This is a genomic window from Bradyrhizobium nanningense (genome assembly GCF_004114535.1).
In the GTDB taxonomy this organism is placed as follows: Bacteria; Pseudomonadota; Alphaproteobacteria; order Rhizobiales; family Xanthobacteraceae; genus Bradyrhizobium; species Bradyrhizobium nanningense.
Map to the genome: position 1 here is coordinate 62,469 of NZ_LBJC01000077.1, position 24,000 is coordinate 86,468.

The following is a 24,000-nucleotide window of genomic DNA, read 5'->3' on the forward strand; positions in this document are numbered from 1 at the left end:
CGCCTTGACGAGGAGTGATCGAATGCGCTTGTTCGCTCTGCATGGAAGTTCTGAGTTGGGCGAGCAAATCGCTACCTCGTTGGGCTGCAGGCTTGCAGCTCATGAGGAGCGCAGTTTCGAAGACGGCGAACATAAGGTACGGCCGCTCGATACGGTTGCCGGTCACGACGTCTACGTCGTTCACAGCCTTCACGGAGGTCCCGTCGAGAGTCCGAATGACAAGCTTTGCCGTCTGCTCTTCTTCATCGGTGCGCTGAAGGACGCAGGGGCCACGAGCGTGACCGCGGTCACGCCCTATCTCTGCTACGCAAGAAAGGATCGTCGAACAAAAGAGAACGATCCTGTGACCATACGCTACCTGGCCTCTCTCTTCGAGGCGATCGGTGCAAGCAGAATCGTCACACTCGACGTGCATAACGAGGCTGCCTTCGAGAACGCGTTTCGCTGTCCCTCCATTGCACTTACGACGGCGCCGTTGCTGATCGGAAAGATCAAATCGATGGCGGGCGACAGGCCGATCAGCATCGTCTCGCCCGATCTGGGTGGTGGCAAGCGAGCCGATCTGTTGCGCGAAGCACTCGAGAAAGCGCTACAGAAACCGGTTGGAATGGCGTTCGTCGAGAAGCATCGCAGCTCTGGCCGTGTGTCGGGTGACCTTTTTGCCGGCGAGGTGTCTGATGCGTTTTGCGTGGTTGTTGACGATCTGATCAGCAGCGGTGGAACTCTCGTCCGTGCGGCGAAGGCGGCGCGGGCTCATGGAGCGAGAAACGTCATCGCTTGCGTGGCCCATGGCCTGTTCATGCCGGGGGCTGAAACAGCGCTTGCGGATGCGTCGATCGACCGCATCATCGCCACGGACACTGTTCCGTCGTTCCGGCTGCCTCCGGGGCCGGTGCTTGCAAAGCTTGACGTGATTTCGGCCGCGCCGCTGCTGGCCGAGGCCATCCGGCGGCTGCATCACAACGAGTCCCTGGCCGATCTGTTGATGTATCAGGCCTGACGCGTCCTGCTCGATTCACGGGCGAGGAGCTGTTCGAGCCGCTTGGCGTCGGCTTCGGCAAGGGCGAGGTAGGCATGCGCGAGACGCGGCCACTTTTCCGGTGTACGCGGATGCGGATCAATCAGATGCGCAATTGAAAGGCGGGCGCGCAGCATCGCCCGGCCGATTCGATAGAACAAGAAGACGCCGCTTGCCGGGTCATCGTGCAGCTTTCGCGCAAGGCGTTGCCGAACCGCATCGCCGAACCAGCGAGCGCCGAGCCTCTCGCATTCCAGGTGCAGAAACGCGATCTCGTCCAAGGCGTCGTTCGCCCGCAAGCGGGAGTTGAACTCGAGACAATCGATGATTGGGAATGGAGGGCTGAGCCAGATATGCTCAGGTCTCAGGTCGCCGTGGCCATCGACGATCAGCCTTCGGGAGGCCCGGTCAGCCAGCAGTCGAGCACCATGTTTGAGAAACCGTAGCTGAACGGACGCGATACGTAAAATCTTGCCACGCGGTAGGTCGAAACGAGCATTTAGCAGCATTTGCCAATCGAGGACGGCAGCTTCGGACAGCGAAGCCAGATAGGTCTGTGGCGCGACCAAGACGCGCGCGGCATGCGCGTAGAAGCCTGCGAAAATCGCTGCGAGCCGCTCGGCGTCGGCAGAGCGAGCAGTGCCTTTGCGCAGCTTGGCCTCGAGCGTTTCGTCCTCATTGAGCCTGCGCATCACAACGAGCCAGTCAGCGACCAGCCCGGAGCCGCCGATCGCATACCCTGAGGCGCTTTCTGTCAGCGGCACGAAACCCAGATAGACGTCGGGCGCGAGCCGCCGGTTGAGGGTGGCTTCAGCCTGGCACGCCGCCTTGCGTCGAGCCAACGTCGAAAAGTCGAGATAGGGAAAACGGACCGGCTTCTTGAGCTTGTGGACTCGCGCGCCGTTTATGAAGACCCAGGACATGTGGGTCTCCCGTGCCTGAAGGCGATCAGGGACGGGGCTGTAGCTCTCGGGTCGGCCTAGGAAGGCGACCTTGCGGGCAAGGACAGAAATGCTGACGTTCTCGGCATCCCCAGTCGAGAGTTCGTTCTGGCCATCCAACATGCCGATCTATTGCCAAACGGAGGGCAAGACGGTTTGACACCGATCAACGATTAGGAGCGTCGGAGCTATAGTCTGGCTAAAATTCAAGCGGATTCGTCCACATGCTCTTTCAAGACAGAGAAGATGCCGGCCGTCAGCTGGCCAGAGCCTTGATGACGTACAAGAGCCGCCATCCGGTGATCTTGGCGCTGCCTCGCGGCGGCGTCCCCGTGGCAGCGGAAGTGGCCGAACGGTTGGATGCGCCCCTCGACCTGATTCTGGTGCGCAAGATCGGCGCACCCATGCAGCCGGAACTGGCCATGGGGGCGGTGGTGGACGGGGAGCAGCCCGTCATCGTCCGCAACCAAGATGTCATCGAATTGGCGGGCGTAAGCGAGCGGACATTCGACGCGGTCTGCAAGGAAGAACTCGACGAGATCGAGCGGCGACGCGCCCGCTATCTTGGCGACCGCGCCCGATCTGACGTCAAAGGGCAAGTGGCAATCATCGTTGACGATGGCATTGCGACAGGCGCGACAACGCTCGCAGCGATCCGGGCGCTACGAAAGCGAGACCCAAAGGAACTGGTTCTGGCCGTACCCGTCGCGCCACTCGAGACGTTGCAGCGGCTGCATGCGGAAGTCGATGCGATCGTTTGCTTGGATACGCCGCCCGACTTTGGCGCGATTGGCTATTACTATCGTGATTTCCGTCAGGTTGGCGATGAAGAGGTCATCGCTCTCTTGAAGCGATTCCCGGCTAAAAGGACAACGACACCGGCCTCCGGATTTCCAGCGTCGGGTTGGACATGACTGCGGCAGCCGCCGCCCCGAGAATGCAAGCGGGCCGTCACGACCATTCCTCCTGATCTGCATCAAAGCGATCGCCCGGTGCACGCCTAGCTTGCCAAGGCAGGGAGGCACCCATGCCGATCCAAAATGCCGAAATCGCCGAGATGTTCGACCAGACCGCCGAGCTCCTGGAGATTAAGGGCGACAACCCCTTCCGTTCCCGCGCTTACCGCAACGCGGCTCGTTTGATCGAGCGCCTGCCAAAGAGCATCACGAGCCTGCTGAAGGCGGGCGAGGACCTCTCCGAACTACCCGGCATCGGCAAGGACCTCGCCGGAAAGATCGCGACCATCGTTGCGACCCATAAATTCGACGTGCTTGACCGCCTCAAGCGCGAACTCCCGGGTGATCTCGGCGAGATCGCAGCCCTTCCGGGACTGGGGCCAAAACGGGTCAAGCTGCTGTACGACAGACTGGGCGTCCGCTCGCTCGAGGATTTGCGGCGTGCGATCAGGTCGGGGCGGCTGCGGGAGCTGAAGGGCTTCGGGACCAAAAGCGAAGAGAAGCTTGCAGCCGCGCTGGCCAAGCCGCAGGCGGAAAAGCGTTTCAAATTGTCCGAGGCCGAAGCCGAAGCAGAAGCATTGCTGAACTATTTGCGCGGCACCAAGCCGGATCAGATGGCGGTCGCCGGAAGCTATCGCCGCAGGCGCGAGACGGTCGGCGATCTCGATATCGTCGTGGCCGTGCACAATGGCGCCGCGGTTGGCGACCAGCTCATCAAGTACGAGGATGTCGGCAACGTGCTTGCACACGGACCGACCAGGACGACCGTTGTCCTCCGCTCCGGCCTTCAAGTCGACTTGCGCATCGTTCCGAGGGCGAGTTACGGGGCGGCGCTCATCTACTTCACGGGCTCCAAGGCGCACAACATTGCCCTGCGAGGGCTTGCCAACAACCGCGGCTGGAAGCTCAACGAATATGGCCTGTTCGAAGGGCAGCGGCGCGTCGCGGGTGCGACTGAAGAGGAAATCTACCGCAAGCTCGGTCTCGCCGCGGTTCCGCCGGAGATGCGCGAGGATCGCGGCGAGATCGCCCTTGCAAGCGCCGGCAATCTCCCAGGCTGATTGCTCTTGGAGATATTCGAGGCGACTTGCACGTCCATTCCAACTGGAGTGATGGGACGGCCCCGATTGCGGACATGGCGGCTGCGGCGAAAGCCAGAGGCTATGATTACATCGCCATCACCGACCACAGCCAGCACGTTACGGTCGCCCATGGTTTGGATCCGGCACGGCTGAGCCGCCAGATCGATGAAATCGATCGACTGAACGACAAATTGGGCAGATTCACCGTCCTCAAGGGGGCAGAGGTTGACATCCTCGCCGATGGGCGCCTCGACTTGCCCGACAAGATATTGTCGCGGCTCGATCTCGTGGTTGCGGCTGTGCACTACAAGTTCGATCTGTCGCGCAAGCTGCAGACCGACCGCATCATCCGCGCGATGGACAACAGGCATGTGTCCATCATTGCCCATCCCACGGGTCGGCTTATCGGCGAGCGCGAGCCCTATGACGTCGGTATGGAGGCGATCATCGCAGCCGCAGCCGACTGCGGCTGCTGTCTTGAACTGAATGCAGATCCCGACCGGCTGGACCTCACGGATATTCATGCCCATGCTGCTAAATCGGCGGGAGCCAAGCTCGTCATCTCGACCGACGCCCATGCGACCGCTGGCTTCTCCAATATGCGGTTCGGCGTCGACCAGGCGCGCCGCGGCTGGCTGGAGCCGGCGGATGTGATCAATACGCAGCCGCTGCCAAACTTGCGAAAGCTGCTGAGACGATAGTTGGCACTCCGCAAGATGTCTTTCGCCCAAGCCGTTAGTATCGGACCACAAACATGCCCGCCATAAGCAGGATTGTCTTTCTGGGCGCCAGCAGTGCGGCGTTCGGTATGAGCATGTTCCAGGATTTGTTCTCTAACTCCGAGCTTGCAGGTAGCGAGTTGATCCTGGTCGGTAGGAACGCCGAACGGCTCGGTCGTTCGCTATGCCTCGCACAAGTGCTCAACGAGAAGACTGGGGCGGGGTTGAAAATCGAATCTACGACTGATTGGCGCGCAGCGCTGGATGGCGCCGACTTCGTTGTTCATTCGACGGCGGTCGACCGCAATCGACTGTGGCGCTTCGATTTCGAAGCCGCGGAAATACGGGATTCGGCATACTCTTGGCGAAAATGGCGGGCGGGCTATTCTTTACGTTGAGGACATTGCCGGTTGTCTTCGACTTCGTGCGTGAGATGGAACAGCGCTGCCCACGAGCACTGTTCATCAACTTCTCCAATCCGGAGAGTCGGATCATTCTCGCCCTCGGTCTGCACAGTACGATTCGGAGCGTGGGCCTGTGCCATGGCATCTTTTTGGCGCGCGGGCAGGTGACCTCGATACTGGACCTGCCTGAGGAACGGATCGATGTCTGGGGTGCCGGTCTGAATCACTTCCAGTGCCTCATGCAGATCTGCGATCGCGAGATTGGCGCCGATCTCTATCCGCTTCTTAAAGAGGGGAAATGAGCTTTGATGCGTCCATTGCTCCGCTGACACGAAAGCTGTTGCGCGCCTTTGGCTATTGGCTTGGCTGCGGCGATGCTCATGTCGGCGAGTATCTGTCCTTCGGGTGGGAGGCGGGAGAGGGTGACTATAATTTCGACTGGGATGAGGGCGAACGCGCCAAGCTGGTGCGGCTAATTGATGATGTCCTTGCTAGTCGGACCATGATCCCATCGTGGTGGCTGCAGCCTTCGGGCGAGCGGGCGGCAACGATCATTTCGTCCATTCTTCATGACCGCAAGCAGTCGATCGAGTCGGCCGTTGTCCATAACCGCGGAATTATTCCGAATCTGCCGGCCAATGCTGCGGTCGAGATGCCCGTTGTAGCAGATGCCGCAGGCATTCACCCTGTTTTCCTAGGACCGCTTCCAGACGCGGTCAGTAAGCTGATGGCAATTCAGGTCGGTGTTCAACAGCTCGCGGTTGAGGCAGCCATGCAGGGCTCAAAGGAACTCGCGCTGCAAACGCTGCTGATCGATCCTGTAATAGGTTCTGAAGATGCCGCGCGAGGACTGCTCGAGGAGCTTTGGCAGATCAATTGACCCTACATTCGCCGATGTGTCCGAAGGAGGGCTCAGTTGAGCGGGCTTGGACGGTAAGGCGAATTGACTTCAAGCCGACTGGAACTCGGCACTGAGTGCCGAGCACTCCTTGCTGAGGGTAATGTGCCACCGCTTGATAGATCAGACAAGACGCTCTGCGCCCAACGGCTAGTGAACCTCGGAGCTCGGAGGTTCGCTGGCAGGTCGGACATCGACAATGTCGCCGTCGTTGACATGATCCCGAACTGCTGGGAACTCTGTTGAGTTGATCTCGAGGAGCCACCGCCGCCACTCTTTTGGATGTCCCTCTGGCACGACCGGTTCGCCACCCGCAGTATACCGATATTTTGCCAGAGCCTGAGCGGCTCGCTCCATCGCATCGCTATTCCTCAAGGTAACAACGCATCTCATCTCGCACCTCATCTGAAATCTTGACGCATAATACTGTGACCTTGAGTGCCCGTTTGATGTTGCGCCAGGTCAACGTATGTCCGGCTGGACTTTCTAAATTTTCAAGTGTGCCCAGGGGATCAGAGTCCCCTGGCACGAAGAAGGCTCATAGATCTTTCGTGGATGACATGATGAGGGCATGGCCGCATGTCGATTGATCCATCTCAATTTCGATAGCCAATGGATAGTGTTCGGGCCAGATTGGTCGGCCATTGCTTCTGTGAGACAGGGCAATTGGAAGTGGCCGGCACGGAGCCGCGGGCAATACTTCTCCAAGCCCCGGCGGTCCCACCAATATGGGCAGGACAAAGCAATCTCAAAGCGAGGCCTCATAGGCTTGAACGTCAAGGGCGGTGCTTCCGAACTAGGATCTGCATTACAGTTTCATGCATCAGACTGACGCGCAAAAATTCCGGGAAGAGGCTGAGGAGTGCCGCGTGCAGGCCGCTGCCGCGAGGTTGATAGGGACAACGCAAGCTCCCCAAGAGCCGTCAACTTACATTGGGGTTGGCGGCTCGTTGCTCTTCGGAACGGGGCGCAACCCGGCGCTGCAGGTTGCGCTGATGTGCATCAGCACTATACGCAAAGACGTTTAAGGCTCGGGATGTGAGATATATTTCATAGTCGCATTCCCCGATTCTGGTAGGCTCTCCGCGATACTTAATCCTTTTTGGGGTTTAACCGATGAGAGTACTGGCCAGAGTCATTCCGAGCCTTTCCGCAGTTGAGTTCGATAGCGAAGAACTCAAGACCATCTGCATCTTCTCCGGCCTCGGCTTGCTCGTCTCGCTGCTGGCTCTGATGACCGGTGGTCTCGACACGCGCGGCGCGCTGTTTTGATACGGGAGAACCGCCGCCTGCTGCGATCACTTTGAACTTGCGACGTAGTCGTTAGCCCAGCCGATGATTCTGCCGCATCAGCGGCCGTGGACCCAACTCGATGAAGATGCGGCCGTCCCGCACAAGCTCGATGCTATTGGCGACCTCGAACAGAGCTTGCGGGCGGCGGTGGCAGGATCGGCGAGGGGGCGGGCAGCGGCGTACTTCATCGTGCGGTTCGATACGCTGGTCGAAACCAGCCGACCAGCTGCGGGCGGCGCTCAACAGGGCCCGTAGATTTACGGCGTCGAATATTGCAGACCATCTCACCGTCGAGACGGAGCAAGTAGATCGGACTTGCATCTGTACCGCGTCTCTGATCCCGTAATTATGGAGTGCCCTGATTGGTGGAATGCCCGGAGAACTAGAAGCGCCCGCGAGTGGGGGGGCATGCAGCGCTACATCGAAGAACAGAACATCGCTCACTTCCAGCGGCTCCTCTTGGAGGAGACCGATCAAGGGTCCCGACGTTTCATTCAAGAGCAGTTGTTGGCCTCGAGGCGAAGACTCGCGACCCTCATGGCGGTTGCGACAGGACTGAAGACGAAGCCCCAGATCATCCGGGAGCGGACATTCCCGCACCCCGAGACGAAGCTCATGAGCAAGTTCCGGCATGAGTTCGAGATGGCAACGACGCCGCAGTTGCTGATCGACCCCGGCGGGGGCTTGCACATCGTAGACGCCAATCAGACTTATGCAGCGGCGACGATGATCGAGCCCGGCAGAGTGGCCGGCGAAAGGATGTTTGACGTCTTCCTCGATAATCCGGGCGATCCTTTTGCCGATGGTGTCGCAAACCTATACGATTCCCTTCGCATTGTTGCCGAGACCCGTCAGCCGCACGGGATGGCCATTCAACGATATGATGTGAGAGACCCAACTGGGAAATTCGTCGAGCGATACTGGCAGCCGCTCAATAGGCCAGTCCTGAACGAAGTTGGCGATCTCGCTTTCATCCTTCACCAGGTGATCGACGTAACAGCGCAATTTGCCCGCCGGCCTCGGCAGTTTGCCTAGGCTCTTTTGCACTTGCGGCGGGACCGGCCAGCTTGATCTGAAAGTCACTCCGGCCGGTAGCCACCGTCTTTCACCTGCCGCGCGATTACAGCGTTCGCTTCTCGGATAGCGCGGCCTTCGTCTCCGGTTCGCTCCAGGCAATCGTTGGCGATCTTTGCCCAAAGCTCCTTCAATTCCCACGTTGTCGCCTTGTGCGTGTGCCTTTCGGCATCATTTGCTGACCATGGCGTTTGATCAAACTCCCTTGCCCAGGTAATCACACGGCCCAGCTTGGAGTGAAACACGCGACCCGCCGCTGGCGTCCCCTTGAAGCCGGTGTCAAGCACACGCTGAATCGTCGTCGCCTCAAGGCTCTCTACAGGGGCATTACCCCATGCTTCATAGATGATGGTCATATAGCGACCGTACTGCTGGCGCATCGCCTCGCTGATGTCCTCGGTGCAGGCCTTATGCTCCTAGAATTAGGTGATGGGTGTAGAGAAGGTCTTGCGGTCATCCGCTAGGAGCTTGCGGCCGACCTCTCGACGGCCGCTCAGAACGCGGCACAGTCGGCGGGTGGCGGCAGGGGATGCCGGCGAGGGGCTCATCCACTAAGAACCACGACCATGTCTCTGGCCCGTCCTTGACGGCGTCCAGCCGCGGCATTTGCGCCACGCGCCTGGCGAACTCTTCCGCAGTTATCTTAGAGTGTGACTTAGTTGCCAAAATTGAAGGGCCTTTGCTGCGAGTTGACGGCCTTGCAGCAGTTTTACTTGTTCCCAGACGCCGCACTGGGGCGAAAACTGGGTACGGTCATGCCACTTCTCTCTCGCTGGACCTGTCCTCGAACTGCAACCAGACCATTATGAGCGGCTGGGCAGACGCGATATCGTTGATTGTCTTGCGTATTCGTTGGAGTTCGATCGGCTTCATCGGGCTTCGGTCGGGCCGTTTCTGCTGCGAATCTTATGCGGTGCTTGCAGAGCTCCGACTACCCAAGGTTCCCTGCGTTTGACACATCCTGCGCGGAAGCAAACCCCAGTTTGCGCAGAGAGGATTGATCGTCATAACGGCCCTGCTCCGTGCGCTTCGGCAGCTTCACCTTTTTGGGTCTCAACCGTTTGAACGGAATCGATTTCAAAATGTGCGAAATGCAATCGAGGCGGGCGTGCTTCTTGTCGTCCGATCGAACCACGCACCAGGGCGCGTGCTTCGAATGCGTGGCCTTGAGCATCATGTCCCGCGCCCGGGAATAGTCGTACCAGCGGCGGAAAGACTCGACATCCATCGGGCTCAGTTTCCACTGCCGCAAGGGATCGTCGATGCGGGCCAGAAAGCGACGGTGCTGCTCCTCCATTCCGACTTCGAGCCATAGCTTGATCAGGATGATGCCGCCGTCCACCATGTACTTCTCCGATGTCGGGCAGAGCGCCAGAAATCGCTCGTGCTGCGCTGGCGTGCAGAAGCCCATGACGTATTCCACGCCGGCGCGATTGTACCAACTGCGGTCGAAGATCACGATCTCGCCGGCCGCAGGAAAGTGTTCTATGTAACGCTGCATATACAGCTGGGTCTTTTCCCGGTCCGACGGCGCGGGCAAAGCCACGATGCGAAACACTCGTGGGCTGACGCGCTCCGTAATCGCCTTGATGACACCGCCCTTGCCGGCAGCATCGCGCCCCTCGAATACGAGAATGACGCGCAGCCCCTTGAGCTTGACCCAGTCCTGCAGGTGACAGAGCTCGACCTGAAGTTTGCGGAGCTCTTTCTCATAGGTCTTCCGCTTCATCTTGCCCGATTCTTCGATCCCGGTCGGTTTCTTCGCCATCACGGCCTCCTCGCGCAAATGTCTGGTCGATGCCTGTCAACCGACGCTCCTCGACGCTCATTCAGCTTCGAAGATGACCCGCCGGAAGCGGTTCAAGGCGAAGACGAAGTAGACGCTTCCGATCACGAACATCGCTAGAATCGGCTGCCAGACCAGCGAGAGATCGGCACCGCGAAACAGGACTGCCTGCGCGAAGGAGACAAAGTGGGGTGTCGGGCTGACGGTTTCGATAACGTATTGCAACCAGATCGGCATGCTCTCCATCGGCGTGCTGCTGCCGGACAGGAGTTGCGTCATCATCAGAACCGGCATCGCGAGCAGACCGAACTGTCCCATGGTGGTCGCGAGCGTACCCAGCAGAATGCCGAGCGCGGCGACGACCAGAGCGTACTCCGCCGCGCCGAGCAGGAACAACAGACGCGATCCCGCGATCGGCGAGCCGATCCACAAGTGGACCACGAACTGCAATGACAGCATCGCCGCGATCAGGATGATGAGGCCGTTGGCGAACATCTTGGCGAGCATGATTTCGGCCGGCTGCACCGGCATGACGAGGAGATGTTCAACTGTACCTTGTTCACGTTCGCGTATGAGCGCGGCTCCGGTGAGTATGACCGTGAGCAGCGTGATCTGGTTGATCACTTGGGTCATGGCCGAGAACCATGCAGTGACGAGATTTGGATTGAATTCGGACCGCACGACCAGATTGATCGGTGCCGCCTTGGTCCTGCTCGTACTGCCGAGAAAGCTCTGGATCTCGTTGCTGATCGCCGTTTTCAGGTAGTTGGCGCCGTTGCCGGCTTGCGCCACGATCGTTGCGTCGACGTTGATCTGCAGCGATGTCTTGCGTTGCGCGCGGAGGTCAGACTCGAAGTTCGGCGGAATTTCCACGACGAACAGCAGCGCTCCACTGTCCATCTTTGCGTCGATTTCGCCAGCGCGAATCTGGACCGCGGGCTGGAATGTCGGGGGCAGCAGCGCCTCTGCGATCTGGCGCGACAGCGAGGAGCCGTCCTCGTCGACGATCCCGACGGACAGGTTCGTGGCATCCGTCACGGCGCCGGTCGCGACCGTGTTCACGGAAATGCTGAACGCATAGATCACAAGCACGAGCATGGTCGGATCGGCGCGAATGCTCCTTAGCTCCTTGACGACGAGTTTTATCGTGTTGACGACGTGATCCAGGAACGTGAGTGGTTTGGACTTGACGAGGGGCGATGTAATCTTGCGGGCATCCGAGGCCATGTCTCACGCCTCCTGCTTGCGAAGGAACACCAGCGACAGCAGCAGGAACGCGGCCGCAATCGCGGCAACCGCGGCGATGTTGGGCCACAGAGCCGCTATCCCGAGGTCCTTGGCGAAGATGCCGACTGCGACCGGCTGGTACCATGCGGACGGGAATGTCAGGCCCATCACCTTCGCCCCTCCCGACAGCGACGACACTGGCGCGAGAAGGCCGGAAAGGTTGATGGCCGGCACCATCGACAGAATCGCCGTCGCGAAGACCGCTGCGACCTGGGTCTGCGTGAACGAGGACACCAGTTGCCCGAACCCGGTGGTCGCGATCACATAGATGACGGTGCTGAGCAGCAGGAGGAGAAGCGGTCCCTTGGGCGGCACCCGGAAGACGAACACCGCGAGCAGCATCAGCGTCGTGAAGCTCACCAGTGAAATCGCGACATAGGGAAGCTGCTTGCCCAGCAGGAACTCGAGCCTGGTGATGGGTGTCGAGCGGAAGTTCGCGATCGACCCGGTCTCCTTCTCGCGCACCACGGCGATCGCCGACATGATGGCGGGGATCAGACAGAGCAACAGCATCAGGACACCCGGCACCATGGCATTGACGCTGAGGAAGGCCTGGTTGTAGCGGAAGCGCAACTCGATGTTGTCGTCGCTCCAGGCCATGCTCGTGGCGGCGCGCCTGGACGTGAGCTCGTCACCTTCCTTTCGGATGACGCCGTTGACGTAGTTGATGGCCGTTTGGCCGCGAAACGTCATTGCACCGTCGATGCGAGCGTCGACCTCCGGCTGGCGGCCGGCCAGCAGGTCTCGCCCGAAGCCTGCGGGCACCTCGATCACGATCTGGGTGTTGCCGCTGCGCAGCCTCTGGTCGGCTTCCTGGGCGGACTTGATCGGCGGTTGAACCGAGAAGTAACGCGAGCCGTTGAATCCGTCGAGGAGCTGACGGCTCTGCGTCGTGTCGTCCTGATCGAACGCAGCCATCTGCAGGTTTTCGATGTCGAAGGAGATGCCGTAGCCGAATGCCAGCATCAGAAGGATGGGTCCCAGCACGGCGAACGCGAGGCGGATCGGATCCCGCAGCAGTTCGAGTGTCTCGCGCCGGGCGTAGGCCCAGAGCCGACCGAGATTGAAGGCGTGTGTTGATGCGGCCGGATTGACTTCGGCGACTGTCGCGGCCTGCGCCTGGGTTGCCCGCTTGTTGGAGCGATCGATACCCGCAGCGTCGGCCAGGTAGCCGACGAATGCGTCCTCGATCGAGCTGCTCCCCCGGGCTGCGACTAGCTCCTTTGGCGTGCCGACGGCCAACACCTTTCCCGCATGCATCAGCGAGATACGATCGCAGCGTTCCGCTTCGTTCGCGAAATGTGTTGACAGGAAAATGGTCACGCCCTCGTCGCGTGACAGGTCGATGAGCGTCCGCCAGAAGGCGTCGCGCGCGATGGGATCGACCCCCGAGGTGGGTTCGTCGAGAATGAGGAGGGGCGGCTCGTGCAGCACGGCGACCGCGAGCTGCAGCCGCTGTTTGATGCCGAGCGGCAGACTGTCGGGCCGATTGTTGGCAACGTCGCGAAGATCGTAGCGATCCAGCAACTGGTCGATCCGCGCTGCTCCCTTCTCCGGCGGCAAATGATAAAGCTGCGCGTGCAGTTCGAGATTCTGGCGTACTGTGAGTTCGCCGTAGAGCGAGAACGCTTGCGACATGTAGCCGACGTTGCGCCGCATTTCCACGTCGCCGGCACTCATCGGGCTGCCGAACAAGGTGGCGCTGCCTTCCGAAGCGGGCAAGAGGCCGGTCAGCATCTTCATCGTGGTTGACTTGCCGCATCCGTTCGAGCCCAAAAAGCCGAAGATTTCGCCACGTCCAATGCGGAAGTCGACGTGATCGACTGCGACGAAGTTGCCAAACCGCCGCGTCAGTCCTTCGGCCTCGATCGCCGGCGTCTCGTCCTGCGGCGCAACGCGCGGACGTACGACGACCTTCTGGTGACCGGCGCGCTTGGCGTCCGGCAGCAAGCGGATGAAAGCATCGTCAAGGTTGGTCTCGCCGGTTTTGGCGAGCATCTGCTCAGGTGTGCCCTCCGCGATGATCCGACCGTCGTCCATCGCGATTAGCCAGTCGAAGCCCTGGGCCTCGTCCATGTAGGCGGTCGCGACGATGACGCTCATCTGCGGCCGGCGCCCGCGAATGGCATTGATGAGATCCCAGAACTGTCCGCGCGACAGCGGATCGACGCCGGTGGTCGGCTCGTCGAGGATCAGGAGGTCCGGATCGTTGACGAGAGCGCAGCAGAGGCTGAGCTTCTGCTTCATCCCGCCGGACAGCTTGCCGGCAGGGCGGTCCTCGAACGGGCTCATGCCCGTGGCGCCGAGCAGCTCGGTGATGCGCGCCCGGCGCTCTGACGTCTGTTGTCCAAAGAGGCGCGCGAAGAAGTCGATGTTCTCGAACACGCTGAGGGTGGGATACAAGTTGCGGCCGAGCCCCTGCGGCATGTAGGCGATACGCTGCCGCACGCCCTTGAGATGCCGCTGATCGGCCATGTCGCCGTCGAATACCGACACGCTTCCAGCTTGGATCCTGCGCACGCCTGCGATGAGTGCGAGCAGGGTCGACTTGCCGACGCCGTCGGGACCGATCAATCCGACCATTGTTTGTTTCGGGATCTTGACAGTGATGTCGTTGACGGCGACCGCGGCACCGTACCGGTGCGATACGTTGCTGAGCTTGGCGATCGCCTCCGTCATTTGGGCAGCATGACCTGAAGGTCTTCCGGCCAGGGCGTTTGGCTGTTGGTGCGCACGATCCCCACGCCGCGCACGCCCGTCTTGACCTTGCTGAAATGCTCCAGCAACAACTTCTGATCGATCTTCAGCTTGACGCGGAACATCAGTTTTTCCCGCTCGTCCTTGGTCTCGACGGTCTTGGGCGTGAACTGCGCGTCGGCCGCAACGAAGCTTACTGTCGCGGGGATGACATATTGTGGAGCAGCGTCCAGGACGATGCGGGCTTCGCTGCCAACGCCCAGTTTGGCCACGTCTGCGGCCGGTAGGAAGATCGTCATATAGACATCCGTCAGATCGAGGACGGTCAGAACCGGCGCTCCGGCCGCGACCATCTCGCCGCTGTGCAACAGCAGGTACTGCACCCGTCCGGTCCGGGGCGAGACGAGCACCAGCTCCTGTAGGATCGATTGGATGCGCTCGACCTCGGCCTGCGCCTTGCTGATGGCAGACAGGGCCTGGTCACGCTGAGCGCTCATCGCCTTCACCGCCGCGTCCGAGGATTCATAGTTGCGGCGGCGCTGATCCTGATCCTTCTGAGTGATGGCGCCGGTCTTGATCAACTCCGAACCGCGCTCGAACTCGGACTTGGCAAATTCGAGGGTACTCTGGCGCGAGGCGATTTCTGCTTCGGCCTGGGTCAATGTCTGCTTTGTCCGATCCACGTCGGATTGTGCCGCCTTCAGCTCGGCTTCATATTCCGGCGAGCTGACGCGCCCGACGACCTGCCCCACCTTTACGGTGGAGCCTTCCTCCACGGAAACATCGGCCAGCCGCCCGGCATATTTGGCCGAAATGTCGACCTGGGTCGCCTCGATACGGCCGTTGGTCTTGACGATGCTGGCGGGCATCTTCTTGGCTCGTAGCTTTGCGATCATGTTGCGCACGGGCTGGGCGTGCGCGGCGCCAGACGCAAACCAACTTGCACCCGAACGCCAGCTCCCGGATTGGCCAAATCCAGGGATGGTGGCACTCAAGAGAGCGGCCAGGACCACCGTACTGTACAGTCGAGAACACATTGCGGGCCCCTCAAAATGCCAGCGCGCCGGAAAGCGAAATATTTGCAATTATCGAAGTTGTTGCGTCCGGCGTCTTGCGCTGGATCAAACACAGCTCGTTTGGCCTTCGACACGGCCGGCTTCATGATGAGGTCGCTACCGGTGCACAGTGGACGTTGGGAGCGGATCGGGCATCGATGGCAGCCGAGGATGCGCTGTTTGACCTTTTTGTGCGATACAGCCGCAGACTACAACCAGCGGAGAGATCGTAGCCGGGGCAGGTGTGGAGCTGTAGGGAGCGGACCGCAGAGGTCGTGAGAATGAGCGACGAAAGGACGCTTCTGGTGCGGGGACTGCCGCGCACGGCCGGAGATAGGGACCGCGGTCGGCTTTACGAGTCGGAACAGCAGGTTGCTTCCCGCCGTCGGATCAGCGCATTTCCCAGAGCGCCCGTCTTGCGACCATGTACAAGTTATCGAGTGTTGTTCTGCCGGATCGCGCCGCCTCGACCAGACGTTTGGCGACATGTCTGCGTGTCTCGTGGTCACCCCCGTGAGGGAGTTCACGGCAGATTTCTTCCAACACTATATCCATATTCAACTGCGTCTGTGCGTCGAACTCGCTCATTGTGGCACCAAGGTTGGATGGGAAGCGAGAAGCCTCTCACCCGTGCGGTCGCGTTCTTTGCGCTACAGCAAACGCTGGGGGGCGCCGGACCGAAATCTTCTTTGTGCGTTATCGGCACCGATGCAGGCGACAGACGCAGAAAAATTTCGGAACGAGGGCGAGGAATGCCGCGAGCACGCGGCCGCCGCTACCAACGAGGCCGACAAGGAGGCATGGCTGCGTCTCGCAGTCGATTGGGTAGGCTCGCCGAGCAAGCCGAGACAAGGCGGTCCCGATTTTGAACAGATTGGGCTATCTTTGATGCGAGGCCCAGCGAGGGCGGGCGCCGCCAAATCCTGCGATTCCGTAGAGGCCCTTAAGCAACCGTCTCGAATTTCGAAAGCGCACCTCTCCGGATATGAAAAGCACAGGCATCCCTCATGGGAGGAGCGCGATGAATGTTCCCCTTCCAAGTGACACGTTTCTCGCGCTCACGATCGCAGGCACGGTTCTCTTGGTCGGCTCCAATGCTGCCGCGCTGTTCCTCATTTTGGCGTGAAGAGAAGAGCGAAGGGAATGGTTGCCGCTCAGGCGGTCTGCGCCAATCCGATCGTTGAGACCTGGCCAGTGGCCTAGCCGCGTACATTTCGTCCCGAGCAGCCCGTGCGACCTCCCGAGCCACGTCGAGCGCGGTCTCGCGCGTCAGCAGCTCTGGCCGCAGGCGTCGGCTCGGTAGGTCGTCCCAATAAAAGTATCGGCTGGGCTTGCCATCGGCAAAGCGCACCTCGAAGCTGCCGCAGTCGAGCACGGCTTCGTGCTTGATCAGGCGAATGTTCTGAATGCACATGCCGCCATCAAAGCGGCGTCTGGGCCGGCTGGCAAATTATCGATCCGTTGTAGGCGGGGCAGGGCGCGAGCTGCTGCCCATCGTGGGTGTGGACAACAGGCGGCGCTGACTGGCGTCGAGCGCCTAGATCAATTTCGGGAGATACTCGGGAGGTACTCGCTATCGGGCGGTGCTTGATGCTGCTCGGCTAAGTTGCCGCAAATATCTTGATTTTGTTTATTTTTTTGGTGAGCGCGCTGGGGCTCGAACCCAGGACCCCGTGATTAAAAGTCACGTGTTCGGTAGAATTACTCGTGCAACTGCACCTCGGTCGCGTTCGATCCTCGCTTAGCGCTCAGCGACCCCGCCTTGGTGAGCGCTCCTTCTAAATCGTTCTCCAGCGTCAGCTCCCCGATTTTGGCGTGGAGTGACTTCACATCGATGGCGGGCAGCGGCTTTGCCGAGCCGCCCCGTGGCCAAATACATCAGTGGCACCTCCATAAAGCTGCGCTTCCACAATGCGATCTGATTGGGGTGGACCGTCGAACTGCGAGCAGGAGTGCGTACCCCTCTTCTGCAGCAGCGCCCCCGCCAACGCCTTGCGATTCATTTCGCTCGTAACCAATGGCGAGCGCTAAGATTGAGCATCAACGCCGCCGTCGCTGCTGATAAGTTTTCTCTCAAAATTTTATCAGTACTCAAACCGCTCCACCCATCATTGGGAACGCTTCTTGTCCATCTCGCGCTCCGCAAGAGCCTTAAAGCGTCCAAGCGCGCGGTCACGATCGGAGGCCGGCACGCCGCGCCTTCCAGAGTATCGGAGATGGCTAAGGTCAACAGAAATCGAAATCGAATTCACCAGCCTGCGCAGGATGGGTAGCAGGATTGCCTTGGTATAGCGCTCGCCCTCCGACCTTCGAAATTTTGACTCATGGCCAATCAGCTCGTCGATCCAGGCCGTCGAGAACGCGCTGCCAGCATTTTTCAGATCGGTTTCCACGTTGCCTCGGAACGAATGATAGTCTATCCGCGGGCGATAGACTTTTATCGCGCGTCTATAATAGGCAAAGCGATCCGAGAATGCGGCTGAGCGCCGAAGGCCAGGGCCTTGCGGTATCAACTCTGGAAACAGCGGCTCATCCGGATCACGGCCGATCACCCTCTGCTCCATAAATCCCATGTTTAGGACAATATCCGCAAAGGGCACATCACGTGTTGAACCGCTGTCTTTACCGTCCACGATTTCAAGGTAGTGGATCGCCCCTTCTTCGGCATTTTCAGTTTTCACGCTGCCGACAAACGCATCGCAGATCTCGCTTTCACGAGTGCCCATCGTGCGGGCCAAAAGAGGCATCCAAAATAGAGCATCGCGGTGAATTTCCTCGCCCTTCTTAGCTCGCCGATGAATCGAGGCGCACCCCGTGTAGAGCGGAGATTCAAAGAGCTGGCGCTCCAATGATTTCGGCCAGTTATAGCGCTCGTCCCTCGCGCGCTTACCCTTGGCCTTCGGGATATGAAGCCCGCCAAATGGATTCTGTAAATCCGCCGGCACCTTCTTTTGGCTGACGAGATAGTCCCAATATTCCTTCAAGTTGGCCACGTGCTTGTTGACGGTGCCCTTTTGCATGCGGTCCGCCGGCCGCAGCTTTTCGCCGATGGCAATCAATTGATCGATCGGCTTGGATGCGTGCTTCCCTCGCGCGTAGTGCCGGGGCAGCTGCATCATCGCCGTCTTAAAATTCGTGGCGATGGGCTCGCTCAGCAGGCGCGAGACTGTCGCGCCGGGGTTGATTTTGTTGAAGAGATTGATGCTGCCGCGGGCGTTGGCCGCCGTATCCGGCTTCCATTCCTGGAGGGCCAATTTGTGTTTCTCAAAGTCGTCCCAAAAAGATGAGAAGTCAAAAGAGACACCTTCCGCTGGCTTTTTGTTGGCCGGCGGCGCTGGCTCGCGCGGAATCGGAACCACCGTTTCGCGCAGCTCGTCGCACAGGGTGGCGTAGCCCCGTAGGATGCCGCGCTCGTACAAGCGTCCCGCGACGGTGCGGGGATCCACGGACACGCCAATCTCGCTTGCCGCGCTTTCGACGATGGGACGATACCGGTCCATCGGTGCATCGCCCGCTAGCGATCGGCCAATTGCAGCCTTCTCGCGATCGGCAAACCGGTCCGCCAAGCGCCGGAACAGCCCGTCCAGTTCGCGTGCGTCTTCTTCCCCCATCCGCTCGATTTCGGGACGATCTAAATATTCGATACCGGTCGTTGCCAGCCGGACCTCGTGGCGCCAGATGCAGTCATCGATCCAGCCGCGAACTAGGCCCTCCAACTCGGCCCGGCTCGGTAATTTTTCGAAAGTCGTCATGGCCTCAAGACGCAGAACTAGGTTGAGAGCCCGACGACGAGCGACCCGAAAGTCGGTTGTCTTAAGGCTGCGGATAAGCTCGCCCGAGAAGCCAATATGGGCAAGCGAACGCGGAAATTTCCACCGAAAAAACCAGGTGTGACCGCGGCGTCGGAGGTATGTCGGCATGGGAAGCTCGGACTCGGAATGGACCATAGTGGTGGACCACCGTCTGCCGGCGCCAAAGGCGCCAGAGCCAAGCTATTGATTAGGTTCATCTATTTCCGAGTCTGGCTGGGACTCCAGGTTCCCCAGCCAGCTTCAGGCCCTTTTCAGCTCCAGCTCCTTTGTATGCCGCCAGGTAGCGACGTTCGGTTCATTGACCGCATCGCCGATCGCGACGGTTTGTCTCATCTGAAATCGCAAGTCCCGGTCGGAACGCGGCGCGCTCCAACGTCCTTGGGCCATCCGACCCAAGGAGATCCGTGATGCCCTATGTCGATGGTTTCGTTCTGGCCGTGCCGAAGGACAAGCTCGAGGCCTACAAGACGCTGGCGACGACCGCCTGCGCGCTCTGGATGCAGCACGGCGCACTCGATTATGTCGAATGCATCGGCGACGACGTTCCCTATGGCGAGCTGACCTCGTTTCCGCGCGCCGTGATGGCTGGAGAGGACGAGGTCGTGGTGTTCTCCTGGATCGTGTACCGCGACCGGGAGACCCGCGATGCCGTCAACAAGAAGGTGATGGCGGACCCGCGGCTGAAGATGGAGGGCATGCCGTTCGACGGCAAACGCATGATCTATGGCGGCTTCACGACGCTGCTGCGGGCGAGCGACGTCGCGAACTAACTGAGACTGCCGACAGCAACGGTGCGGCGCGTAGCCCGGATGAGCGCAAGCGAAATCCGGGTGCCGCACCATCGCGCTGTACTCCAGGCGCGCGCTGCAAGCTCATGCAGTCGCGCAGATCCACGTCCGACATCAAGGCTATCTCGGTGTCGGCTGATCGGTTCGCGTGAGGCGAGCGCTACTTCAGAGCCTTGGACCTGAAAGAGCGTGTTGCGGAGGCCGGCCATCTGGCGGCCATTCGAGAGATGATCGTCATGTCTTGAAGGTCTCAATGGTGCGCCGAAAGACACTGACCGCGCGATCTGCTGGCTACGAAGGCGACGGCGCTTGGTGACGAGGAGGCGAAACAGATCTTGCGCGAGGAAGGTCTGTCATAGCTCGGCCTGCAGCAGCAGCGCCAGGCAACCGGCGAGTCGCGTCTCCATCTCTTTCGACGAGAGCGACAGCGGTCCGGGATCGTTGAGGATCGCGTTCACCAGCGTGCCCAGCACGATCTGGAAGCCGAAGGCGATGGCGCGGGTCTTTGCCGCCTTGCGGCCTTTGCCCATGGCTGGCAGCAGGAGCGGGGTGGCGCGCTCGGTGGTGGCGCGAGCGAGGGCCTTGAACGGCGTCCATTTGTCGGGACGGGTGTCGTCGTGCTGAAGGGCGGCGCGCAACACGCCCTCGTGCTTGCGAATCCACGCGATGATGCCGCTGACGATGGTGTGGCAGAGCTGGTCGAGGCCTACATCCGGTGACGGTCGCCTGATCTCGTTTAGCCGCTGCTCGCCATCACGCGCGGCCAGCGCCATCAAGGCGTTGAAATAGGTCTCCTTGCTCTCGAAGCGGCTGTAGAAGGCGCCGACGGTGGCTCCGACTTCGGCGCAGAGCGCCTCGATCGAGAGCTCCGCAAGGCTGCGCGTCCTCAGCATCGCGGCGCCGGCGCGCAGCAGCGCCAGCGTCGTTTCCCGGCTCCGCTTCTGCCGCGAAGGGGCGACGCCCGGCAGGTCGAAATCGCGAAGTTCCGGCTGTTCGGACCGTAGGCGCATCCGTGCTTGCATCCACCAAAAATAATAATCATAATTCGGATTATAATCTAGGGCGTCGCGGGCCGCGGGTCAACCGCGGGCGCCAAGACAACGAACCAAGACAACGAACACCGGGTCCAGCAGGGAGGATCAGATGAGTTCAGGCAGCGGCACGCCGTTCCGCGGCAGCGTCGGCAAGACAGTTGCGGAATCGATGCCCTGGTGGCCGGATCCGCCACGGCCGCCCGCGGGCGCGCCGAACATCCTTGTCGTGCTGTTCGACGACGTCGGCTTCTCCGATTTCGGCTGCTATGGTTCGGCGATCAGGACGCCGACCATCGACGGGCTGGCCGCAGAGGGCCTGCGCTACAGCGGTTTCCACACCACGGCGATGTGCTCGACGACGCGCGCCGCGCTGCTCACCGGGCGCAACCATCATTCGGTCGGGGTCGGGTGCCTGGCCAATTTCGATTCCGGCTATCCCGGCTATCGCGGCAAGATCGCGCGTGAGGCGGGCACGCTGGCCGAGATGCTGCGCGTGCACGGCTATCGCAACTACATGGTCGGCAAATGGCACGTCACGCCGCTGACCGAGAGCGGCGCCACCGGTCCGTTCGACGGCTGGCCGCTCGGGCGCGGCTTCGATCGCTTCTACGGCTTCCTCGACGCCGAGACCGATCAGTACGCGCCGGAACTCGTCTCCGACAACAGGCATATCGACCCGCCGGGCACCTATGCCGACGGCTATCATCTGACCGAGGACCTGATCGACCAGTCGATCCGCTTCATCGGCGATCATCTCGCCGATCGTCCTGAAATTCCCTGGCTGACCTGGGTCGCGCTGGGGGCCTGCCACGCGCCGCACCAGGCGCCGGCCGACATCATCAGAAACTATGACGCCGCCTTCGCCCACGGCTGGGACGTCGAGCGGGAGCAGCGTCTCGCGCGTCAGAAAGCGATGGGCCTGGTGCCCGAGAATACGCGGATGCCCGTGCGCAACGATGGGGTGAAGGCCTGGGAGGAGCATTCGGCCGACGAACGCCGCGTCTTCACGCGCCTGCAGGCGGCCTTCGCCGGCATGCTCGATCATTCCGACCGCCATCTTGCGCGTCTCGTCGCCTTCCTGGAGACCGCGGGCATCCGCGACAACACTGTGATCATCGTGATGTCCGACAATGGCGCGAGCCAGGAGGGTGGGCCGCTTGGTTTCGTCAACGCGATGGGGCCGTTCAATTTCAAACCGGAGCCGATCGCCGAAAAGCTCGCCCGCATCGACGACATCGGCGGGCCCGACACCCACAGCAATTTTCCGCATGGTTGGGCGATGGCGTCCAACACGCCGCTGCGGCGTTACAAGCAGAACACCCATGGCGGCGGCATCCGCGATCCCTTTGTCATCAACTGGCCGCAGCGGATCGCGGCCAAAGGCGAGCTCCGGCACCAGTTCGTGCATGCCTGCGATCTCACGCCGACGCTGCTCGAGCTGATCGGCATCGAGCCTCCCAACACGATTGGGGGCTGCCCGCAAATGCCGCTCGAAGGCGAGAGCTTTGCGCGGTCGATCATCGATGCGTCCGCGCCGTCAAGAAGCTCGCCGCAATATTTCGAGATGTTCGGCCATCGCGGTCTCTGGCAGGCGGGCTGGAAGGCGGTCGCCTTTCATCCGTCGGGCACGCCGTTCGAGAACGACAAATGGGAACTGTTTCACCTGGACGCGGATTTCTCCGAGACCAACGACCTTGCGGCAACCGAGCCGGAGCGCCTCGGCCGGATGATCGCGATGTGGTGGGAAGAGGCCGAGAAGCACAACGTGCTGCCGCTCGACGACCGTTTCGGGCCGCGCTTCGCGCAGAATGCCGCGCGCTTCCACGGTGCGCGCCACCGTTTCGTCTTCCACGCCGGCATGGGACACGTCCCGACCGACGTCGCGCCTGACGTGCGCAGCCGCAGCTACACGGTTGAGGCGTATGTCGAGATCGACGAGCAGGGCGCAGACGGCGTGCTGATCTCGCACGGCGATGCGACATCGGGCTACAGCCTCTATGTCAAGGACGGCCATCTCGTGCACGATCTCAACATCGGCGGCAGCCACCAGATCGTGCGCTCCGACCGCAAGGTGCCGTCGGGCGCGCGGCGGCTCGGCGTGCACGTCGAACGTCTCGTGCGCAAGGAGCCGCCGGCCAAGGGCGCGCGCACCGGCGTCAGCGAATACACCCTCCTGATCGACGGTGAGCCGGCGGGTTCGCTGAAGACCCAGCTCGGATTTCACACGCTGATCTCGTGGTCCGGGCTCGACATCGGCCGCGACCGCGGCAGCCCCGTCTCACATTACGAGGCGCCGTTCGAGTACCAGGGGCGGCTGCTGCGCGTCACGGTCGCCATGCATGACGACCAGAAGCTCGACGGCGAAGCCGTCGGCAACGCGCAGATGGCGCGGCAGTGAGAGGGAAGGGGTGTCGTTGCAGCCGCGCCGTCATTGCGAGCGTAGCGAAGCAATCCAGACTGCCTCTGCGGAAAGATTGCTGGATTGTTTCGCTACGCTCGCAATGACGGGATGAAGAGGCGTGCACCCCAGCGGGGAACGGGAGCAGGCCTTATTTGATCTTGTCGTAGGCTGCCGCGAAATCGCCCAGCGGCATCGGGATCGCGATCGTCTCCTTGGCCATGTTCTGGAAGGAGACCTTCAATTGCTTGCCCGACCGCAAAGCGGCGAGCAGGTCCGCCGCGACCGGGGTCGAGGCGTAGCAGCCGCGGCTCTCGCAGGTCTGGATCTGCAGGTCGAACGTCTTGCCTTCGTCGACCTGGAGCTTGGCGCCGACGGGAAGGTTGAGGCCGAGCGGCAATTGCAAGAGCGCGATCGGCGTGCGGGTATCGGGCGCGATGCGGAGGTTGATCAGGACGACGGTCTGGCCGGTCTTGGTCAGCACCGCGTTCTGCTCCATCGCGCATTCGAGCGGTGCATCGCGGCTGGCGCTGGTGCAGCGGACGATCCAGCCGGGCTGCCCGGGAGTTCCGTCGGCCTGCGGCTGCGTCGGCGCAGGCGAGGGCTGCGCGGCAGGAGCAGGCGCTGCGTTCTTCTTCGCGCCCTGCTGGGCATACACAGCGCCCAAGGGCAACAGCACGGCAGCGGCGAGTGCGACAAGTCTGGATTGCATGAGCATGGCGAAACCACGTTGGCGTTAACCGAGGGTCTCGCTGTAG

The 24,000-nt window shown here is 61.1% G+C and carries 17 protein-coding genes and 1 pseudogene; 9 read left to right on the forward strand and 9 right to left on the reverse strand.

Going from position 1 to position 24,000, the window contains the following annotated elements; genetic code table 11:
* The first annotated feature begins 22 nt into the window (after positions 1 to 22).
* Positions 23 to 1,000: a ribose-phosphate diphosphokinase gene (locus XH84_RS34720; RefSeq protein ID WP_206734052.1), complete on the forward strand. Its 978-nt coding sequence runs from the start codon at positions 23 to 25 to the stop codon at positions 998 to 1,000.
* Here the strand turns inward: XH84_RS34720 and XH84_RS34725 are convergent.
* The gene (locus XH84_RS34725; protein ID WP_245471973.1) at positions 991 to 1,941 is read right to left on the reverse strand and encodes a hypothetical protein; all 951 of its coding nucleotides are present in this window, start codon (positions 1,939 to 1,941) and stop codon (positions 991 to 993) included. The two genes, XH84_RS34720 and XH84_RS34725, sit on opposite strands and share 10 nt — an antisense overlap.
* A 242-nt stretch (positions 1,942 to 2,183) precedes the next feature.
* On the opposite strand from XH84_RS34725, the gene XH84_RS34730 reads away from it, so the two are divergent.
* From XH84_RS34730 to XH84_RS34750, 6 genes and pseudogenes are all read left to right on the forward strand, one after another.
* Positions 2,184 to 2,873: a phosphoribosyltransferase gene (locus tag XH84_RS34730; protein ID WP_128916214.1), complete on the forward strand. Its 690-nt coding sequence runs from the start codon at positions 2,184 to 2,186 to the stop codon at positions 2,871 to 2,873.
* Between the two features lie 113 nt (positions 2,874 to 2,986).
* Positions 2,987 to 3,976 carry a helix-hairpin-helix domain-containing protein gene (locus tag XH84_RS40450; RefSeq protein ID WP_206734053.1) on the forward strand — a complete coding sequence of 330 codons (990 nt, stop codon included), beginning with the start codon at positions 2,987 to 2,989 and terminating at the stop codon, positions 3,974 to 3,976.
* Between the two features lie 26 nt (positions 3,977 to 4,002).
* On the forward strand, positions 4,003 to 4,698 hold the full coding sequence (locus XH84_RS40455) for a PHP domain-containing protein (RefSeq protein WP_206734054.1): 696 nt from the start codon (positions 4,003 to 4,005) through the stop codon (positions 4,696 to 4,698).
* A 53-nt stretch (positions 4,699 to 4,751) separates the two neighbouring features.
* Positions 4,752 to 6,000, forward strand: a pseudogene (locus XH84_RS42040) (family 4 glycosyl hydrolase).
* Between the two features lie 1,134 nt (positions 6,001 to 7,134).
* Entirely contained in the window at positions 7,135 to 7,290 is a 156-nt protein-coding gene (locus tag XH84_RS40230) for a hypothetical protein (protein WP_164935833.1), read from the forward strand.
* 429 nt (positions 7,291 to 7,719) lie between these two features.
* Positions 7,720 to 8,346 carry a PAS domain-containing protein gene (locus tag XH84_RS34750; protein ID WP_245471976.1) on the forward strand — a complete coding sequence of 209 codons (627 nt, stop codon included), beginning with the start codon at positions 7,720 to 7,722 and terminating at the stop codon, positions 8,344 to 8,346.
* A gap of 44 nt (positions 8,347 to 8,390) precedes the next feature.
* Here XH84_RS34750 and XH84_RS40460 read toward each other — a convergent pair whose 3' ends face one another.
* From XH84_RS40460 to XH84_RS34790, 6 genes are all read right to left on the reverse strand, one after another.
* Positions 8,391 to 8,741: a hypothetical protein gene (locus XH84_RS40460; RefSeq protein ID WP_208757132.1), complete on the reverse strand. Its 351-nt coding sequence runs from the start codon at positions 8,739 to 8,741 to the stop codon at positions 8,391 to 8,393.
* 575 nt (positions 8,742 to 9,316) lie between these two features.
* On the reverse strand, positions 9,317 to 10,153 hold the full coding sequence (ppk2, locus tag XH84_RS34760; protein WP_128916215.1) for a polyphosphate kinase 2: 837 nt from the start codon (positions 10,151 to 10,153) through the stop codon (positions 9,317 to 9,319).
* A 57-nt stretch (positions 10,154 to 10,210) separates the two neighbouring features.
* Complete coding sequence (locus XH84_RS34765; RefSeq protein ID WP_128916216.1) at positions 10,211 to 11,398, reverse strand: ABC transporter permease; 1,188 nt, start codon at positions 11,396 to 11,398, stop codon at positions 10,211 to 10,213.
* 3 nt (positions 11,399 to 11,401) lie between these two features.
* Positions 11,402 to 14,137, reverse strand: a complete 2,736-nt coding sequence (gene rbbA, locus XH84_RS34770) for a ribosome-associated ATPase/putative transporter RbbA (RefSeq protein WP_128916217.1) — start codon at positions 14,135 to 14,137, stop codon at positions 11,402 to 11,404.
* A complete protein-coding gene (locus XH84_RS34775; RefSeq protein ID WP_245471977.1) occupies positions 14,134 to 15,024 on the reverse strand; it encodes an HlyD family secretion protein in 891 nt (296 codons plus the stop codon). The genes rbbA and XH84_RS34775 overlap by 4 nt, the downstream gene beginning before the upstream one ends.
* Positions 15,025 to 17,318: 2,294 nt before the next feature.
* Positions 17,319 to 19,130: a DUF6538 domain-containing protein gene (locus XH84_RS34790; protein ID WP_128916219.1), complete on the reverse strand. Its 1,812-nt coding sequence runs from the start codon at positions 19,128 to 19,130 to the stop codon at positions 17,319 to 17,321.
* A 299-nt stretch (positions 19,131 to 19,429) separates the two neighbouring features.
* On the opposite strand from XH84_RS34790, the gene XH84_RS34795 reads away from it, so the two are divergent.
* Entirely contained in the window at positions 19,430 to 19,792 is a 363-nt protein-coding gene (locus XH84_RS34795; RefSeq protein WP_164935834.1) for a DUF1428 domain-containing protein, read from the forward strand.
* A gap of 371 nt (positions 19,793 to 20,163) precedes the next feature.
* Here the strand turns inward: XH84_RS34795 and XH84_RS34800 are convergent, their stop codons facing one another.
* Positions 20,164 to 20,832: a TetR/AcrR family transcriptional regulator gene (locus XH84_RS34800; RefSeq protein ID WP_128916221.1), complete on the reverse strand. Its 669-nt coding sequence runs from the start codon at positions 20,830 to 20,832 to the stop codon at positions 20,164 to 20,166.
* Between the two features lie 121 nt (positions 20,833 to 20,953).
* Between XH84_RS34800 and XH84_RS34805 the strand changes: the two genes are divergently transcribed.
* Positions 20,954 to 23,242: an arylsulfatase gene (locus XH84_RS34805; protein WP_128916222.1), complete on the forward strand. Its 2,289-nt coding sequence runs from the start codon at positions 20,954 to 20,956 to the stop codon at positions 23,240 to 23,242.
* Between the two features lie 151 nt (positions 23,243 to 23,393).
* On the opposite strand, the gene XH84_RS34810 is transcribed toward XH84_RS34805, so the two are convergent.
* A complete protein-coding gene (locus XH84_RS34810; RefSeq protein ID WP_164935835.1) occupies positions 23,394 to 23,960 on the reverse strand; it encodes an invasion associated locus B family protein in 567 nt (188 codons plus the stop codon).
* Between the last annotated feature and the right edge of the window lie 40 nt (positions 23,961 to 24,000).

What these genes read in the sequence shown, in the direction of transcription:
- XH84_RS34720 (WP_206734052.1), top strand. Translation starts at nt 23, where the DNA reads ATGCGCTTGTTCGCTCTGCATGGAAGTTCTGAGTTGGGCGAGCAAATC.
- XH84_RS34725 (WP_245471973.1), bottom strand. Translation starts at nt 1,941, where the DNA reads ATGTCCTGGGTCTTCATAAACGGCGCGCGAGTCCACAAGCTCAAGAAG.
- XH84_RS34730 (WP_128916214.1), top strand. Translation starts at nt 2,184, where the DNA reads ATGCTCTTTCAAGACAGAGAAGATGCCGGCCGTCAGCTGGCCAGAGCC.
- XH84_RS40450 (WP_206734053.1), top strand. Translation starts at nt 2,987, where the DNA reads ATGCCGATCCAAAATGCCGAAATCGCCGAGATGTTCGACCAGACCGCC.
- XH84_RS40230 (WP_164935833.1), top strand. Translation starts at nt 7,135, where the DNA reads ATGAGAGTACTGGCCAGAGTCATTCCGAGCCTTTCCGCAGTTGAGTTC.
- XH84_RS34750 (WP_245471976.1), top strand. Translation starts at nt 7,720, where the DNA reads ATGCAGCGCTACATCGAAGAACAGAACATCGCTCACTTCCAGCGGCTC.
- XH84_RS40460 (WP_208757132.1), bottom strand. Translation starts at nt 8,741, where the DNA reads ATGACCATCATCTATGAAGCATGGGGTAATGCCCCTGTAGAGAGCCTT.
- ppk2 (WP_128916215.1), bottom strand. Translation starts at nt 10,153, where the DNA reads ATGGCGAAGAAACCGACCGGGATCGAAGAATCGGGCAAGATGAAGCGG.
- XH84_RS34765 (WP_128916216.1), bottom strand. Translation starts at nt 11,398, where the DNA reads ATGGCCTCGGATGCCCGCAAGATTACATCGCCCCTCGTCAAGTCCAAA.
- rbbA (WP_128916217.1), bottom strand. Translation starts at nt 14,137, where the DNA reads ATGACGGAGGCGATCGCCAAGCTCAGCAACGTATCGCACCGGTACGGT.
- XH84_RS34775 (WP_245471977.1), bottom strand. Translation starts at nt 15,024, where the DNA reads ATGCCCGCCAGCATCGTCAAGACCAACGGCCGTATCGAGGCGACCCAG.
- XH84_RS34790 (WP_128916219.1), bottom strand. Translation starts at nt 19,130, where the DNA reads ATGCCGACATACCTCCGACGCCGCGGTCACACCTGGTTTTTTCGGTGG.
- XH84_RS34795 (WP_164935834.1), top strand. Translation starts at nt 19,430, where the DNA reads ATGCCCTATGTCGATGGTTTCGTTCTGGCCGTGCCGAAGGACAAGCTC.
- XH84_RS34800 (WP_128916221.1), bottom strand. Translation starts at nt 20,832, where the DNA reads ATGCAAGCACGGATGCGCCTACGGTCCGAACAGCCGGAACTTCGCGAT.
- XH84_RS34805 (WP_128916222.1), top strand. Translation starts at nt 20,954, where the DNA reads ATGAGTTCAGGCAGCGGCACGCCGTTCCGCGGCAGCGTCGGCAAGACA.
- XH84_RS34810 (WP_164935835.1), bottom strand. Translation starts at nt 23,960, where the DNA reads ATGCTCATGCAATCCAGACTTGTCGCACTCGCCGCTGCCGTGCTGTTG.